A 16,753-nucleotide genomic window follows, 5' to 3' on the forward strand; every position below is an offset into this window, starting at 1 on the left:
CGGGGAGGGGATGCGGTGGCGCGGTCCTAGTCGAAGAGGCTGGACACGGATTCTTCGAGGCTCGTGCGATTGATCGCTTCGCCGATGAGGCTGGCGGTCGAGATCACGCGGATATTGTGGGCGGACTGGACAGCGGTGGTCGGCTGGATCGAGTCCGTGATCACCAGTTCCTTGAGCTTGGACGAGGTGACCCGGGCCACGGCGCCGCCGGACAGCACGCCATGCGTGATATAGGCGGTGACGCTGGTCGCGCCGTTCTTCAGCAGAGCTTCCGCGGCATTGCAGAGCGTGCCGCCGGAATCGACGATGTCGTCGATCAGGAGACAGTCCTTGCCGGTCACGTCGCCGATGACGTTCATGACCTCGGACTCGCCGGCGCGCTCGCGGCGCTTGTCGACGATGGCGAGCTGGCAATCGAGGCGCTTGGCAAGCGCACGGGCGCGTACGACGCCGCCCACATCGGGCGAGACGACCATCACATTGCTCAGCGCATAGTGATCCTTGATGTCACGCGTCAGGATCGGCACCGAATAGAGATTGTCGGTCGGAATATCGAAGAAGCCCTGGATCTGGCCGGCATGCAGATCGAGCGTCAGCACGCGGTCTGCGCCGGCCTCGGTGATCAGGTTGGCAACCAGCTTGGCCGAAATCGGCGTGCGCGGCCCCGGTTTGCGGTCCTGGCGGGCATAGCCGAAATAGGGGATGACCGCGGTGATCCGCCGGGCCGAGGACCGACGCATGGCATCGATCATGATCAGCAGTTCCATCAGGTGGTCATTGGTCGGAAACGAGGTGGACTGGACGACGAAGACGTCTTCGCCACGCACATTTTCCTGGATCTCGACGAAAATTTCCTGGTCGGCAAACCGCCGGACCGTGGCGCGCCCGAGCGGGAGTTTGAGATAGGTGCAGATCGCTTCGGCCAGAAGCCGGTTCGAATTGCCTGCGAAAACCTTCATCGATGGTCCGCCTGTCCCCGCCCGGAAGGGCGCTTGAGAGCGCATGCCCGTCCGGCTAGATTCCGTCTGCCTTCTGCCCGCCCGCTCGTGCCGGCTGGCCTTTGCGGCTTCATAACGCCACTGACCTCGAATGCAAGCGCTATGCCGCCCATGGCATGGCTTTATCCGAAAAAGATTGCGGCCCGCCTGCCGGGATGGGCCGGTGGCGGCGCTGATGCACGCCCATCAACCGGCCTTGCCGTCACGCCAGTCGAGATAGGCGGCGATGCTCTTGCGACCGATGTCGCGCATCGTTTCGGCCGGCACGCCCGACCAGACATCCTTGCCCGGCGCCTCGACACTGTCCTGCCCCTGGATTCGATGCAACCGGTTGCCGGCGCCGTCGAGCACATCCCAGACATAGACGATCACCGTCTTGCGGCCGTCCTTGAAGGCGGAGAAATAGCCCTTCAGCATGTGGCGACTGACCGGGTCGGCGGCGGTCTTGATCGTCAGGCCGCTGGCGCGGGCGTCCGCTCCCAGTTCCTCCGACAGCGGTTTCACCGCCGCGACGGGCGCGCCGATGATCGGCAGGAAGCGGATCGTATTGGCGGGTGCGGCGCTGGCCTCCGGGGTTCGCGCGGCCGTTTGCGTCGACGCGTCGCTGGCGGCCGTCGCCTCTTCGCTTTCCTGCGCGCGGGCAGGGGCCGCTGACTCCTCGTCCGCAAGCTTCGGCATGCGTCGCGTTTCCAGCCGCGCCTCACTGGTCCTGACAGGATCCTGATGGGCGGGAAAGGCGCTCATCGTTTCGCGCGTGTGGTCGGCGGCTCCAAGCGACGGGGCGGGACCGCGCGCCAATTGGCTCGCCTGCGCATCCAGCGATCCGGCGGGGTCGCGATAGGGCGTGGAGGCCGTGGCATAGGCAACGGCGCCCGTCGTGTCCGCTGCGCCGGCATCGGCGAAGCCGGTATCTCGGGCCGGTGCCGCGTCGGAACGGTATGGCGCGCTTGACTGCAGGGGCGCTCGGGCAATATCGCCGGAGGGCGCGGCGCTGACGACCGGCTGCTGGCTCGCCATGCGGGTGAGATCGGTGTCGGTGAGCGGCGAGGACTGGCTCATTCCCTCGCCGACATCGGCTGGCGGGGTGAGGGCATCCAGACTGTTGCAGCCGGTGAGCGCTGTCGCCAGGCCAAGGCCCGCGGTGAGCGTGATCAGGGTGCGCATCGTGCCGGAATCCCTCCATGGACGGGGCGGCCGAACCGGTCGACCGCCGGACCAGAGGGCGACGATACGCAGAGAGTCTTACCTGGCAGTGAATCGTTTATGGCGAGAGATCAGGGGTGCTGCGAGGCCTGATTGTGCCGAACGGCGTCAAGCAGCACGTCGAGCTTGCGGTCGAGCGCGTCGATCCGCGCGGCCTGTTCGGCCACCAGTTGCCGGTTCTCCGCGCGGATCGCCTCGAAAGGCGCGGACAGGCCCGAGCCCATGGCAAAGCCGCCATCGAACCGGTCGGCGGCAAAGGACATGACGCCGAGAATAACCCCGACGACGGCCGCCGAAAAACCGCCCATCGTGGTGATCATCGTCCAGGTCGTCGGCATGTGTTTGAGTTCGACCTGGATGGCCGAGACGTCTCCCTGCATTTTAGTCAGGGCGTGATTGATGGCAGCGGTATGCTCGGCAAAGGACGTGCGCATGCTGCTCATCGACGCCTCGATGCGCGCTTCCGTGGCGCTCAGCTTGGCGTCTATCGCCGCGCTTTTCGCCTCGATTTCATCCCTGGTCGGCATGCCGGGATCCTGTCCTGTGCGAAGGCTGTCGGGTGCATGGCCACCGCTCGGCCGGTCGCCGTCGCTCAGCGCGGCGGGGAACCTGTTTTCCGGATCGAAAATCTTGGACATGGAAGAACGGAACCGCCGGAAGGTCAAGAGGACGACGCCCTGACCTTAGCGGGTCTCAATGCATTCGTGAAGTCTAATATGAAGATCTAGATCTCGATGAAGTCCAGCCCGTAGCGGGAGAGGGGGCGAGGCGCGCTCTCGGTGGTCAGATAGGTCTGGCCGAGGGACATGGCCGTGCCCGTGTCGCTGTCCATGATGATCATGTGCACGAACAGCGACATGTCGGGCAGGATCTCCTGAGGATTGCCGAGGTGGAACATCTGCTGCTCCATCCAGGAGGGCGAGAAGCGGGCGCCGAGCGAGTAGCCGCAGGCATTCAGCCGGTGGCGGGCAAGACCGCGATCATCCATGATCCGCGCATGGACATCGAAGACGGTGCCGAAGGTATTTCCGGGCCGCAGCACCTTCTCGACCGCCTGGATCGTTTCCCTGCAGGCCGAATAAAGTTCGCGGTGGCGGTTGGTCGGCGGGCCGATCACGACGGTGCGCATCATGGCGGCATGGTAATGGGCGCTGACGCCAGCCCATTCCAGCGTCAGCTGATCCTCGGCATCGAGGCTGCGCCGGCCGGCCTTGTAACGGCAAAGAAGCGCATCGGCGCCGGAGCCGATGATGAACTCATTGGCCGGATAATCGCCACCACCGGCGAAGATCGCGCCCTGCATAGCGGCGAGAATGGCGGCCTCGCCGGCGCCGGGTCCGATCAGCGGGATGGCGGCGTCCAGCGCGTCGTCGGCAAGGGCGGCCGCGCGCTCGACATGGGCGATCTCCGCCGGGCTCTTGATCAGCCGCAGCCGGCCGACGAGCATGGATGCGTCGACGAGCTTGCCGAAGCTCGACAGCTGGCTGTCGAGCAGTCGCGCCGTGCGCCCGGTCATGCCATGGGTGTCATATTCGACGCCAATGCGGCAGCCGAGAAGATCCATCTCGCTGAGCAGGGTCTTCAGATCCATGGTCGGATCGGCATTGACCCGATCCACCCAGATCTCGATCCGCTCGATATTGGAGGTGTGGCGGGCCTGCCGGAGATCGGCCGAGCGGGTCAGCAACACCATCGAGCCGTCTGCTTTCACGACGAGGGTCTGGAAGAAGCAGTAGCCGAAGGTGTCGTATCCCGTCAGCCAGTACATGCTTTCCTGCGCGAACAGCAGCAGCGCGTCGAGCTTCTCCTCCTTCATCGCGGCCGTCAGGCGCGCAAGGCGGTCGGCGAATTCGTCGTCCGAGAAATGCAGCGCCATGTCATGCCTCCCTGATGCTGATGGCCGAGATCTGCCGGCCGTAATCCGGCTCGTTGCGATGGGTCTTGCGCCGGTATGAGAAGAAACGCGGCTCGTCTTCATAGGTGCAGAGGCCGAGCGTTTCCGCGCGTACGCCCGCTGCCGTCAGCCGCTTCAGCGTGAAGCCTGGCAGATCGAACATGGAATGATCGAGCCGGTCGGACGGCGTGAAGAAACGCGCAGAGTCCGCATCGGCCTCCAGAAAGCGGGCGACGAACTCCGGACCGACCTCGTAATGCCGTGCCGTGATCGATGGACCGAGACAGGCGTAGATGCCGTCGCGGGTTGCACCGAGATCGATCATCGCTTCGATGGTCGCCTCCAGCACGCCGGTCAGCGCCCCCTTCCAGCCTGCATGCGCAGCGCCGATTACGCGGGCCTGCGCATCCGCAAAGAGAATGGGGCCGCAATCGGCCGACAGGACGCCGAGCACCAGGCCGGGCGTGGCGGTAACCAGAGCGTCCGCTTCCGGCCGCTCGCCGCGATAGGAGTCGTCCACGCGGACAGCGCGGGGGGAATGAACCTGGTTGACGGTGGCGAGCCTCTCCGAAGGCTGGCCGAACCAGGCTGCGACGCGGCGCCGGTTTTCGGCAATCGCCGCACGCTCGTCCTGCGAGCCGAGGCCGACATTGAGGCTCTGATAGATCCCTTGCGACACGCCCCCCTGCCGCGTGAAGAAGCCGTGGGCGATGATGCCTGCCGCACTGTCGCTCAACAACGGGCTTTCGATGGGGAAAGGAAGGGCGTCGTCGGTCATGGGGTCCGCGTCTGAGCCTGTCTTGAAAGGGGAAGGGTGGGTCGCGCGAAGCGGACGGAGGTGATTTGCCTCGTGATCATTCGGGCGGGATGTTGACCCCGCGCGCCGTCGCTTGTCAATCGGCGGCAACGCACCAAGCGTCACGCGGACCTATCGCTGGAACGGCACCAGCGCCACGTCGGGGTGGCTGACGGCCAGCACCTTGAAGAGCTCGCCCATCCGCCCGTCGCCGCTGCCCGAGAGCCGTTCGACATCCTGCCGGAGACTGTCGATCACGGCGGCATCCTTGCCGCGGCCGAGCGCATCCGCCCGCTCCTGGATGCCCATGGCGAGCAGGAAATCGCCCTGATAGGTCAGTCCGTTGATCCGCAAACCCTCGGCAACGGCGCGGCGCGCCAGCTGCTCGAAATCCACATGGCTCGTCAGGTCCGCCTCGCCCGGGTGGCGCAGCGGCGGGTCGAACTGATGGTCGCGCACCGCCTGCAGCGTTTCGCCGAAATTGGTGGCCATATGGCCGTAGTCGATGATCAGCGCCGAGCCGCCACCGGCTTTCAGCCGCGCGCACAGCGTTGCCATCACTGCATCGCGGGCAGGCGCGATCTCGAAGATCGTGCCGACCGGCACCTCTGCGGCCGAAGGGGGGAGCAGGCCCGGATCGATGGTTGCCACGCCGGCTGCGAAGGTCAGTGCGTCATCGGCGTCGAGCCCCACCAGCCGTTCGCGAAATCCCTGCGGCGTTTTGACGAACTGGCGGATCGGGATCGCATCGAACAGCTCGTTGGCGACCAGCAGCAGCAGGCCGTCCGGCAGCGTGTCGAAGCTTTCGTGCCATGCGATCTTGAACTTGTGGGCGACCAGCGTCTGGCTCTGCACCTTCTGCAACCGCTCGCTGGTTTCCACCAGATGCACGCTCGCCGCCTCGTACAGCGCCGGAGCCAGCCGCTCCACCACCCGCAGGATGTCCGCCATCATCGTGCCGCGGCCGGGGCCGATCTCGGCGATCACCACCGGGCTCGGTTCGCCATGGCGCCGCCAGGCCTCGACAAGGAAGATGCCGACGATCTCGCCGAACAGCTGGCTGATCTCCGGCGCGGTGATGAAGTCGCCATCGCGGCCGAAGGGGTCGCGCGTCTTGTAATAGCCGTGTTCGGGATCGGCGAGGCACAGCGCAAAATAGTCGGTGACGCTGATCGGGCCGGTGGCGCGGATGATCGCCTTGATTTTCTCGGCAAGCGGCGTGGTCATCGCACGGCCTCCGCTCTCGAGCCCGCGCGGCGCGCGCGCCAGATCGCCCAGAGACCGATCAGGACCATCGGCAGGGAGAGCAGCATGCCCATGGTCAGCCAGCCGCCGAAGAGATAGCCGAGCTGCGCATCGGGCTCGCGGAAGAACTCGACCGTGATGCGGGCAAGGCCGTAGCCGGTGACGAAGACGCCGGCGACGAGCCCCGGCCTGGCGAGCGCCCGGCCCCGATAGATGAGAAGCGCCAGCACCGAAAGGAGGACGACCCCTTCGAGCAGCGCCTCGTAGATCTGGCTCGGATGGCGGGGGAAGGGCCCGCCGGTCGGAAAGACGATCGCCCAGGGCGCGGACGACAGCCGGCCCCAGAGCTCGCCATTGATGAAATTGGCGATCCGGCCAAAGAACAGGCCGATCGGCACGACGGCCGCAACCACGTCGAACAGGCTCCAGAGGCGGATCGAGCGGCGGCGGGCAAAGAGCGTCATGGCGAGAATGGTGCCGATCAGGCCGCCATGGAAGGACATGCCGCCATTCCAGATCTCGATCGCGCGCAGCGGATTGGCGATGACGGAGGCGAGGTCATAGAAAAGAATATAGCCGATGCGCCCGCCGCCGACGATGCCGATGGCGACCCAGAGGAGGAAATCGTCGAGATCCTGCTCGCTCATCGCCGCTTCGCCGCGCGGCCAGAGCGCGCTGTTGCGAACGATCGCCTTGGCATAGAGCCAGCCGAGCACGATGCCGGCGACATAGGCGAGGCCATACCAGTGGATCTGCAGCGGGCCGACCGAGATCAGCACCGGATCGATCTCAGGGAAGGGCAGGATCGAGAGGAGACTTACAAAGGGTTCCAACTGCGCCACGTCTCTTGAGGGCCCACCGACCGAGGCGCGGGCGCGCCGTGGGACCGGATGGCCGTGATGGTCCTGCCGGGCCGAGCAAAGAGCCCACACCCGGCCCGACCATCCTCCGGGCGGTCCGAAGGGTCAAGCCGTGCGGCGCGGGCGCCGGCGATGATTCACCGATTTCTGCTTGCAAGACCGGTGCTTGGCCCCTACCTCAGGATCAGGAGCCGTGACGATCGCGGACCAAACGCCGGAGACAGACCATGACCACGACGGGTGCCAACCGCATTTTCGACGATCTGGCCAAGCTGATGACCGATGCCGCCGGCGCCGCACAGGGCGTGCGCCGCGAGATGGAAACCGCCGCCCGCGCCCAGGCCGAGCGGCTGCTCAACACGATGGATGTGGTCAAGCGCGAGGAATTCGAGGCCGTGCGCGAGATGGCGATCAAGGCGCGCGAGGAAAACGATGCGCTTCTCGCCCGCATCGCCGCGCTGGAAGCCAAGCTTGCCGGCAGCGAAGGCAGCGCGTCCTCCTTCTGACCCTGCCGGTCCGCTGGACACCGATCGAAGGGCTCGCCGGCCGCGGCGGGCCCTTTTTCATGACGGGATCAGATTTCGATCAGGCCGACCTTCTTGACCTGGCGGATGGTCAGCATGGTGCGCACCGTATCGACATGCTCGTTGGCCGTCAGCACCTCGATCACGAAGTCCTGGAAGCTGGTCAGATTTTCCGCAACGCAATGCAGCAGGAAATCGCTGTCGCCATTGACCAGCCAGGCCTGGCGCACCAGCGGCCAGGAAGAGGTGGCCGCGGAAAAGGCCTTGAGGTTGGCCTCCGACTGGTGCTTGAGCCCCACCATGCAGAAGGCGACGAGATCGAGGCCCAGCATCGGGCCGTTCAGCACCGTGCGATAGCCTTCGATGATGCCGGATTCCTCGAGCCGTCGCACGCGGCGCAGGCAGGGCGGTGCCGAAATGCCGACGCGGGCAGCCAGCTCCACATTGGTGATCCGCCCATCCGCCTGCAGCTCGCGGAGGATCTTGATGTCGATCTGGTCGAGATCGGCGCGTAGCACGGAGGGTGCGCCCCTTGTTCGTTTCGGACGGGTTCGCTTCTGCCTCAAGGCCCTCCAGCGCGCAACAAAATTCCGCGTGCGCGACAGATTACGAAAGATCCTGAGGCCGGGGCGGGCTCTTGATCAGCGCATCGTCGAAGGGCAAGCCGCATTTCGCAAGCGCCGAGACGGGCGAGTGGTTGACGAGCGCGACCCCCCGTTCGTCCGCCAGCAGCCTGGCGAGGCGGATATGGTCGAGAATGCGCGCCTCGGCACCGGCGATGCCCGAAAAGGCGCTGTTGCCGCCGCGCTCGTAGAAGCGCGGTTCACCGGCATTGCTGATATCGATGCCGATGAAGCCGATCTGCCGGGGACGGCAGGCCAGCGCAAATTGCAGAGCGGAAATAGCAACGCTGCCGGCCTGGACAACGCCCTTCACCGGATCGCGCGACAAGGCTGCGGTTCGTGCCTGATTGACGAGGACGTCGGATCGATCGGCGAGCGCGTCGATCCGAATGCGGCCTGCACCATAGGGCTTCAGGAGATTGTCGATGAGGAGCACCGGCCGGTTGATGAGCCAGCCGCGGTCCTGTTCGAGGAGCGCGCGGAGGACCGAAACGGAAAGAAGGCAGGGCAGGTTCGGATCGAGCGTTTTGAGAAACTGATCGAAATGTCGATAGACGAAGCGGTCGTCCTCGATGGCGACGGCGAGCGGTGCGGCGATCCGGTCCGGCATCAGGGCAAGGGCGCCGTTGAGAAGCAGCGCGCTGTGCGGTGGAAGAGCACTGAAATCCGCCTGCCCGGCGGACGGGCCCGAACCGACGAGCGTGATGACACGACCGGACCGGCTGGCGAGCGCATCGCTTGGCAGAAGGTGTCCGGCCGGTTTGCCACGATAGAGGATCTCACCGCTGCCATCGACAGCGCGCCGGAGCGTGAGGCCGGGAAACCGGTCATAGGCGTGGGCGCGCCTGCTGCCGAGCAGCAGGGTTGCCGCCAGCTTGATAGCCTTGCGGCGAAGCGGTCTGTCCGAACCCATCCTGTCTCCCATGCCGAAATTGCGTTGCCGCTGCGCCGAATGGTCCGCGTCGCGGGCTCGCTCGTCCCCACCGTCTTGCGCGGCGCTGCGACCTTTCCGCCCGGTTTGCGCCGAATTCTGCCGGCAGGGAAGGGGTGGGGCTGTGGTAAAAGCCGCCATGGGCTTGAACTCCACGGGGCTGTCCTCATAAATGAGGGGGACAGATCGGGCCAGACTGCCCGCAATGCGCGGCGACGCGACCAGTTTCCAGGATCAGACACCATGACCTCCCGCCATACCAAGGTGCTCATCATCGGTTCCGGCCCGGCCGGCTACACGGCTGCGATCTACGCGGCGCGCGCCATGCTGCAGCCGGTGCTGATTGCCGGCATGGAGCAGGGCGGGCAGCTGATGATCACCACCGATGTGGAAAACTATCCGGGCTTCGGCGATCCGGTGCAGGGGCCCTGGCTGATGGAGCAGATGCTCAAGCAGGCGATCCATGTCGGCACGGAGATCGTCAACGATCTCGTGACCTCGATCGACGTCACCGTCCGACCCTTCCGCCTGACCACGGACAGCGGCACGGACTGGACGGCCGACACGGTGATCATCTGCACCGGCGCCAAGGCCAAGTGGCTGGGGATCGAGACGGAGGAAACCTTCAAGGGTTTCGGCGTGTCGGCCTGCGCCACCTGCGATGGCTTCTTCTATCGCAACAAGGATGTGTTGGTGGTCGGCGGCGGCAATTCCGCCGTCGAGGAGGCGCTCTATCTTTCCAACATCGCCAAAAGCGTCACGGTCATTCACCGCCGCGCGTCCTTCCGGGCCGAGCGGATCCTGCAGGAGCGGCTGTTCGCCAAGGAGAACGTCAAGGTTCTCTGGGATCACGAGGTGCTTGCCTATACTGGCACGCCGGCCAAGCCGCCGTTCCCCGCTTCGCTCACCGGCGTCATTCTGCGCAACACGCTGACGGGCGCCACGCGCGACATGGCGACGGACGGCGTCTTCGTGGCCATCGGCCATGCGCCGGCGACCGAGCTCTTCAAGGACAAGCTTCGCCTGAAGTCCAACGGCTATCTGTGGACCGCGGCGGATTCGACGGCGACCGACGTGCCCGGCATCTATGCCGCCGGCGACGTCACCGACGATGTCTACCGCCAGGCGATCACCGCGGCTGGCATGGGCTGCATGGCCGCACTCGAGGCCGAGAAATATCTGGCGGGTCACATGCCGGTCGCAATCGCAGCCGAATAGGCATCTGGCCGGCCTTGCCTGATGCGGGGCAGGCTACGGATCAAGAAGCGCGCGTGGGCCAAGCGGCCGGCGCGACGGAAAGAGGCAGCGTCCAAGACGCGTGTGCGAAGCGCGCGGCGCTGGCAAAAGGGGGGATGGCATGCCGCTGGACTGGGACAAATTGCGGATCTTCCACGCAGCCGCGGAAGCCGGCTCCTTTACCCATGCCGCCGACAAGCTGCACCTTTCGCAATCGGCGATCAGCCGGCAGGTCTCCTCGCTGGAGCAGGATGTCGGCATCAAGCTGTTCCACCGCCATGCCCGCGGACTGATCCTCACCGAACAGGGCGAGATCCTCTACCGCACCGCGCATGAGGTTCTGATGAAGCTCGAAAGCGTCAAGGTCCAGCTGACCGAGACGACCGACAAGCCCTCCGGCAAGCTGCGCATCACCACCACCGTCGGCCTCGGGCAGGGCTGGCTGACCGACAAGGTCCAGGAATTCCTGGCGCTTTACCCCGACATGCAGGTGCAGCTGATCCTCGACAACGAGGAGCTGGACGTGAACATGCGCCATGCCGATTGCGCCATCCGCCTGCGCCAGCCGCAGCAGTCGGACCTGATCCAGCGCAAGCTGTTCACGGTGCATATGCATCTCTATGCCGCGCCGTCCTACATCAACAAGCACGGCGAGCCGCAATCGATCGAGGATCTCGACAACCACCGGATCATCACCTTCGGCGAGCCGGCCCCCAACTATCTGCTCGATGTGAATTGGCTGGAGATTGCCGGCCGCGACAGCGACAATCCGCGTGTCTCCCACCTGCAGATCAACAGCCAGACCTCGATCAAGCGCGCCTGTCTGCTCGGCATCGGCATTGCGATGATGCCGGACTATATCGTCGGTCGCGATCCGGGCCTCATCCAGCTGCCGATCGGCGCCGACATTCCCTCCTTCGACACCTATTTCTGCTATCCGGACGAGATGAAGAACGCGGCCAAGCTGAAGGTCTTCCGCGATTTCATCGTCGCCAAGGCGCGAAACTGGAATTTCTAGCCTCTCCGCCCGTTCTGCCTGAAAACGATGCAGAGGCCGAACTCCTTGTTCCGGCTGCTCTCTTTGTCGTGTCAATTCTCACGCTGAGGTGCTTTTCGCCCGGCTGCATAGTTTCTAAGCAGCGATGCGCACAAGACATGGCTGTCATGCACAAGAATTGATTGTGGCCCGCCCAAGAAACCAGCATACCGCACCCAGCTGATGCATCTTTGGTGGCTTTTCCTCCCAGTGCCACCGCAGCAGCTGTTCCCCTCTGGAGGTTGGATACCTTCACACCTTATGGGCCGCGCTTTTGCGCTGGCCCTTTTTTTTGTCCGCGCGACGGGGCAGATCATTCTCTGAAGAGGCGCCCGCTTGCACAAAGAGTGCGTGACGCGGATCAAAAGCGGAATAGTCTTCTTCTTCAATCGATTTTCTGCCGGCGGCCTTGAAAGGATTTTCTGAAGGCCCATTTCAAAGCCAGCTGTTGCGTTGGCGACTTGATCCCTCCCACGCCGCGCTGCAGCTGTTCCCCTCTGGAGGTTTGGAAACCTTCACATCTCAAGGACCGCGGATTTCCGACGGTCCTTTTTTTTGCCCGCCTGCCCCTTGATCTTCCGTTAGCCGCGAACCACGTATCGGGAATGAACGATACCTAAATCGTTCGGAGACGATGGACATGACCGACACAGCCACGAACAGGAACGAGATTCTGAAAGCGCTCTCGCATCCGAAGAGGGTGGAGATGCTGGGCTGGCTCAAGGAGCCGGAGGCGCATTTCACCGACCAGCATCTGCCGCTCGATCTCGGTGTCTGCGCCAGTCAGTTCGAACGCTGTGGCCTGTCGCAATCCACCGTCTCGGCCCATCTGGCGAGCCTGCAGCGCGCAGGTCTCGTGACCACGCAACGCGTCGGCCAGTGGATTCTCTACAAGCGGAACGAGGCCATCATCGGCCGCTTTCTCGACGAGTTGAAATCCGCGCTCTGACGCTCCCGAATTTCCTTCCCACCACAGGACCTTTGCTCATGCCAAGCCTTTTCGATCCGATCACCATTGGCGATATCGCGCTCTCCAGCCGCGTCGTCATGGCGCCGCTGACCCGCAACCGCTCTCCGGGCGCCGTGCCGAACACGCTGAACGCCACTTATTACGAGCAGCGCGCCGGCGCCGGCCTGATCATCACCGAGGCGACGCCGGTCAGCCATCAGGGCCAGGGCTACGCCGATGTACCGGGTCTCTACACGAAGGAAGCGCTGGATGGCTGGCGCAAGGTCACCGACGGCGTGCACAAGGCCGGCGGCAAGATCGTGGTGCAGATGTGGCATGTCGGTCGGATCTCGCACACGTCGCTGCAGCCGAATGGCGGCCAGCCGGTCGCGCCCTCGGCCATCCGCGCCAAGGCCAAGACCTATATTCTTCATGAGGACGGCACGGGCGAGTTTACCGACACGTCCGAACCGCGGGCGCTGGAGACCGGCGAGATCGCCGGCATCGTCGAGGATTATCGCCGCGCCGCGCGGGCTGCGGTCGATGCCGGCTTCGATGGTGTCGAGATCCATGCCGCCAATGGCTATCTGATCGACCAGTTCCTGCGTTCCGGCTCCAACCAGCGGACGGACGCCTATGGCGGTTCGATCGAAAACCGCACCCGCTTCCTCTTCGAGGTGATGGACGCCGTGACGGCGGAAATCGGCGCCGGACGCACCGGCATCCGCCTCTCGCCCGTCACCCCCGCCAACGATGCCTCCGATCCGGATCCGCAGCCGCTGTTCGATGACGTGGTGAAGGGCCTCGCGCGCTATCCGCTCTCCTATATCCATGTGATCGAGGGCGCGACGGGCGGCGACCGCAACTTCCAGCAGGAGGGGTCGTCCTTCAGCTTCGAAGCCCTGCGCAGCGCATACCACCAGGCCGGCGGCAAGGCTGCCTGGATGGGCAACAACGGCTATGACCGCGCGCTCGCCATCGAGGCCGTCGAGAGCGGCCGCGTCGACCTCGTCGCCTTCGGCAAGCCTTTCATCGCCAATCCGGACCTGGTCGAGCGGCTGAAGCAGGATGCGCCGCTGAACACGCCGGACAGCAACACCTTCTACGGGGGTGGCGCCAAGGGCTATACGGACTACCCGACGCTGACCCAGGTCGCTGCCGAGTAAACCAGTCCGCTTCCACGCCCACAGCGAACCCGCGCCAGCCCTTGGCGCGGGTTCTTGCGTGCCTGTCGGGCTGCTCCTAACGGAGCAGCGCCTGTGGGAAGCCGGCTGCCCTGTCCCTCTGGTCCGCAGACAGGCAGCCGAGCCCGCGCAGGGTGGTCGCGATCGCCCCGTCCAGCGGCGTGTGTGGTTCCTCGCCGATCAAGCCCACGAGCTTGGCATTGTCCATTCGCACCGGACGACGCCAGAGATAGCGCATGGCCCGGATCTCGCGCACGGTTTCGGAGAAGGGCGCTGCCAAGGGCAGGGTCCACCAGGGGAAGCTGCGGACCGGCAGGTCAGGCCGCTCCACTGCGCGGCGGATGCTGCGTGCCAACACCAGTCCATCTTCATCCCATGTGCCGCCGAATTGCGCGGCCTCGAACGGCGCGAGCGTGTCGCGCCGGTCCAGCAAGGCGAGCATCGCGGCAGCGACATCCGGCAGATAGGCCCACTGATGGCCGATGCCGGAATCGCCGGGCAGGGTGATGGTGCCGACCGGTCGGCCGGGCGAGACCAGCACCTGTGCGAACCAGCTGTTGCCGACGCTGGGGCCGAAGAAGTCTCCGGCGCGCAGCACGATGCTGCGTACGCCTGCTTTGGCCGCATCCTGGAGGCGAATTTCCATCGCCTTGCGGATTTCGCCCTTGCCTGTCACCGGGTTCTGCGGCGCATCGTCTGGAATCAGTGGGAAGACGTCCGGCCCGAAGTTATAGACGGTCCCGGGCAAGAGAATGGTTGCACCGGTCGCGCGCGCGGCGGCGATCGTATTCTCCAACATCGGCAGCACGAGCCTGTCCCAATGGCGGTAGCGCGGCGGGTTGACGGCATGAACGATGATATCCACGCCCTCGGCGGCGGCGCGAACATCCTGTACCTCCATCGCATCTCCCTGCCGCCAGTCGACGAGCCGGTTGCGTGCAGCAGCTTGCGCAGCATTGCGGGACAGCGCGCGCACCCGCGCGCCCCGTACAAGCAGTGCCTCCATCACGCTGCTCCCGATGCCGCCGGTGGCGCCGAGCAGCAGCACATGGGTGGTGGGTCCGATACGGGTCATGGGAACGTCTCCTTCGCGTTTCAATACGAAGAGAATGCGCGCAGGACGCGGTAAAGGAAATTGCGCATAGCTGTAGAGATGCTATACGAATTTGTATGAGCGACCACGAACCGAATTGGGATTACTATCGCATCTTCCTCCATGTCCTGCGGGAGGGATCTCTTTCGGGGGCCGCACGGTCCCTCGGCCTCACGCAGCCGACCGTTGGTCGGCAGATCGATGCACTGGAGGGCGCCATCGGCGCACCGCTTTTCCTGCGCTCGGCGTCCGGGCTGACGCCGACGCCCGCCGCACTCTCGCTCGCGCCGCTGGCCGAGGACATCGCCGCCCGCGCTGCCGCCTTTGTGCGCCAGGCGGGCGGTGCCGTGGGCGAGATGGCCGGTCGCGTTCGGGTCACGGCCAGCGAAATCATCGCGATCGAAGTTCTGCCGCCGATCCTTGCCGACCTGGCGGAGCGCCATCCGCAGCTGGTGATCGAGCTCTCCGTTTCCGATCGGGTTGAGGATCTGTTGCGCCATGAGGCTGATATCGCGGTGCGGATGGTAGCGCCGCAGCAGGAGGCGCTTGTGTCCCGGGCGCTGGGCACGCTGGAGATTGGCCTCTTCGCCCATCGCCGCTATCTCGAGCGGCACGGCGTCCCCCTGACGGAGGCAGACCTTGCCGCGCATCGGGTTATCGGCTTCGATCGCGAGACCGCCTTCATCCAGGCGATGCGTCGGCGTGTTCCCGCGCTGACCCGGTTATCCTTCGCGCTGAGAACCGACAGTAATCTGGCGCAGCTTGCTGCCGTGCGCGCCGGCTTCGGCATTGGAGGGTGCCAGGTGCGCCTGGCCGAGCGAGATCCTGGGCTGGTGCGGGTGCTGACGGAGCACATGGCACTGCCGTTGCCGCTGTTCGTCGTTCTGCACGAGACGCTGCGGACCAATCCGCGCTGCCGGGCGGTTTTCGACGCTCTGGCGGAGGGGCTGCTTGCCTATGCGCGTGGCTGACGCTCGACACGCCCGCTCAAGGCCGGCACGCAGAAGAGGGCGGCGATGACCAGCGGCAGGCAGGTGAAATAGGCCATGCGGATGCCCGCGTGCTCCGCCACGAAACCGAGCAGGGGCGGCGCCAGGAAGAAGATGATGAAGGTGACCTGGCCGAGAGCCGCGACATTGACGTGGGCCGCCCTGTCGCTGCGCTGCGCGGCGGCCGAGACGGCGAGCGGATAGACGGCGCTGCAGCCGGCTCCCATCATGGCGAAGCCCAAAAGCGCCATGGCCGGGTGGAGCGACAGCCAGACCGCGGCGATGCCGGCGGCCGAGAGCAGGAGCAGGCTGAACGCCACCGCCCGGCTGCCATAGCGATCGACGATCGGATCGGCGACGAGCCGGACCAGCGCCATGAAGAAGGTGAATAGGGTCAGCCCGAGGCCGCCGATGAAGGGCTCCGACTGATAGACATCGCGCATGTAGATCGCCGACCAGTCGATGCCCGCGCCCTCGATCAGGAATGCGGCGATGCCGATCAGGCAGAGTGGCAGCAGGCCGAGGGTCGGAAAGGCGAAGGCGCCGCTCTTCGCCGCCGACGCCTCTGCCGGCATTGGGGTCGGCCGCATGCCGGAGATGACGATCAGTCCGACAAGCAGAACGATGGCGAGGGCGCCACCGGTATGGGCCTCGATGGAGACGCCCGCTTGGCGGACGAAGGAGGCGAGCAGGGCGGTGACGAAGAAGCCCATGCTCCAGAACCCATGCGCGCGGTTCATCACGGCCCGCCCGGTCTGGGTCTCGATCCGTCCGAGTTCGACGTTGAGGTTGATCTCCAGCGCACCGGCGAGGAGGCCGGCGACGAAGAGCACCGCGAAGACCAGAAGCGCATTCGGCATCCAGGGAACCAGCGCATAGCAGGCGGCGGTGCCGAGGATGGTGATGAAGGCCGTGAGCCTCAGCCCCAGCCGCTCGATCAGCGGCGAGGAGAAGGTGAGCGCGACGAGGGCGCCGATCGCCATGCCGATCAGGGTCAGCCCCAGCTCGGACTTGGTGACGCCGAGCGCCGTCTGCAGATCCGGCATGCGGGCCAAAAGGGCGCCGAGGCTGACTGCGAACAGGAAGAAGCAGAGATAGGTTCTCTGATGCTGGGCCAGTCTCATGCGCTCTCATTTCATGCGGGTGCCGCCCGGTCCGGTCCGGTCCGACACGCGGGGAGCCGATGCTCTCC

At 65.3% G+C, this 16,753-nt stretch carries 17 protein-coding genes; 6 read left to right on the top strand and 11 right to left on the bottom strand.

The genetic code is table 11. From position 1 onward, the window contains the following. Positions 1-26 precede the first annotated feature (26 nt). The 7 genes from U8330_RS05535 to lgt form a co-directional block, all read right to left on the bottom strand. Entirely contained in the window at positions 27-959 is a 933-nt protein-coding gene (locus U8330_RS05535) for a ribose-phosphate pyrophosphokinase (RefSeq protein ID WP_323104136.1), read from the bottom strand. Positions 960-1,184: 225 nt separating this feature from the next. Next, entirely contained in the window at positions 1,185-2,162 is a 978-nt protein-coding gene (locus U8330_RS05540; protein ID WP_323104137.1) for a hypothetical protein, read from the bottom strand. A 110-nt stretch (positions 2,163-2,272) separates the two neighbouring features. Further along, positions 2,273-2,839 carry a hypothetical protein gene (locus tag U8330_RS05545; RefSeq protein ID WP_323104138.1) on the bottom strand — a complete coding sequence of 189 codons (567 nt, stop codon included), beginning with the start codon at positions 2,837-2,839 and terminating at the stop codon, positions 2,273-2,275. An 86-nt stretch (positions 2,840-2,925) separates the two neighbouring features. Beyond that, a complete protein-coding gene (locus U8330_RS05550; RefSeq protein ID WP_323104139.1) occupies positions 2,926-4,077 on the bottom strand; it encodes a Xaa-Pro peptidase family protein in 1,152 nt (383 codons plus the stop codon). A gap of 1 nt (position 4,078) precedes the next feature. Beyond that, positions 4,079-4,873, bottom strand: a complete 795-nt coding sequence (gene pgeF, locus U8330_RS05555; RefSeq protein ID WP_323104140.1) for a peptidoglycan editing factor PgeF — start codon at positions 4,871-4,873, stop codon at positions 4,079-4,081. A 150-nt stretch (positions 4,874-5,023) separates the two neighbouring features. Continuing rightward, entirely contained in the window at positions 5,024-6,118 is a 1,095-nt protein-coding gene (locus U8330_RS05560) for a class I SAM-dependent methyltransferase (protein ID WP_323104141.1), read from the bottom strand. Further along, a complete protein-coding gene (lgt, locus tag U8330_RS05565) occupies positions 6,115-6,969 on the bottom strand; it encodes a prolipoprotein diacylglyceryl transferase (RefSeq protein WP_323104142.1) in 855 nt (284 codons plus the stop codon). The genes U8330_RS05560 and lgt overlap by 4 nt, the downstream gene beginning before the upstream one ends. A 254-nt stretch (positions 6,970-7,223) precedes the next feature. Between lgt and U8330_RS05570 the strand changes: the two genes are divergently transcribed. After that, positions 7,224-7,502 (top strand): accessory factor UbiK family protein, encoded by a 279-nt coding sequence (locus U8330_RS05570; protein ID WP_323104143.1) that lies wholly within the window; start codon positions 7,224-7,226, stop codon positions 7,500-7,502. A 68-nt stretch (positions 7,503-7,570) separates the two neighbouring features. Here U8330_RS05570 and U8330_RS05575 read toward each other — a convergent pair whose 3' ends face one another. Continuing rightward, a complete protein-coding gene (locus U8330_RS05575) occupies positions 7,571-8,038 on the bottom strand; it encodes an Lrp/AsnC family transcriptional regulator (protein ID WP_323104145.1) in 468 nt (155 codons plus the stop codon). A gap of 88 nt (positions 8,039-8,126) precedes the next feature. Continuing rightward, positions 8,127-9,056, bottom strand: coding sequence for a glycosyl transferase (locus U8330_RS05580; protein ID WP_323104146.1), 930 nt, complete (start codon positions 9,054-9,056; stop codon positions 8,127-8,129). 261 nt (positions 9,057-9,317) lie between these two features. Here U8330_RS05580 and trxB point away from each other — a divergent pair, with 261 nt between their 5' ends. The 4 genes from trxB (at position 9,318) to U8330_RS05600 (ending at position 13,461) form a co-directional block, all read left to right on the top strand. Continuing rightward, a complete protein-coding gene (gene trxB / locus U8330_RS05585; RefSeq protein ID WP_323104147.1) occupies positions 9,318-10,292 on the top strand; it encodes a thioredoxin-disulfide reductase in 975 nt (324 codons plus the stop codon). 139 nt (positions 10,293-10,431) lie between these two features. Then, on the top strand, positions 10,432-11,328 hold the full coding sequence (locus tag U8330_RS05590) for a LysR family transcriptional regulator VtlR (RefSeq protein ID WP_323104148.1): 897 nt from the start codon (positions 10,432-10,434) through the stop codon (positions 11,326-11,328). A gap of 658 nt (positions 11,329-11,986) precedes the next feature. Next, positions 11,987-12,295, top strand: a complete 309-nt coding sequence (locus U8330_RS05595) for an ArsR/SmtB family transcription factor (protein WP_416236821.1) — start codon at positions 11,987-11,989, stop codon at positions 12,293-12,295. A 38-nt stretch (positions 12,296-12,333) separates the two neighbouring features. Beyond that, a complete protein-coding gene (locus tag U8330_RS05600) occupies positions 12,334-13,461 on the top strand; it encodes an alkene reductase (RefSeq protein WP_323104150.1) in 1,128 nt (375 codons plus the stop codon). 76 nt (positions 13,462-13,537) lie between these two features. Here U8330_RS05600 and U8330_RS05605 read toward each other — a convergent pair whose 3' ends face one another. Beyond that, positions 13,538-14,554 carry an NAD(P)H-binding protein gene (locus U8330_RS05605; RefSeq protein WP_323104151.1) on the bottom strand — a complete coding sequence of 339 codons (1,017 nt, stop codon included), beginning with the start codon at positions 14,552-14,554 and terminating at the stop codon, positions 13,538-13,540. Between the two features lie 95 nt (positions 14,555-14,649). Between U8330_RS05605 and U8330_RS05610 the strand changes: the two genes are divergently transcribed. Then, positions 14,650-15,543: a LysR family transcriptional regulator gene (locus tag U8330_RS05610; protein ID WP_323104152.1), complete on the top strand. Its 894-nt coding sequence runs from the start codon at positions 14,650-14,652 to the stop codon at positions 15,541-15,543. Here U8330_RS05610 and U8330_RS05615 read toward each other — a convergent pair. Continuing rightward, positions 15,528-16,685 (bottom strand): MFS transporter, encoded by a 1,158-nt coding sequence (locus U8330_RS05615; RefSeq protein ID WP_323104153.1) that lies wholly within the window; start codon positions 16,683-16,685, stop codon positions 15,528-15,530. The genes U8330_RS05610 and U8330_RS05615 overlap by 16 nt on opposite strands. Positions 16,686-16,753 lie beyond the last annotated feature (68 nt).

The sequence above is a fragment of the Rhizobium sp. CC-YZS058 genome (assembly GCF_034720595.1).
GTDB lineage: Bacteria > Pseudomonadota > Alphaproteobacteria > Rhizobiales > Rhizobiaceae > Ferranicluibacter.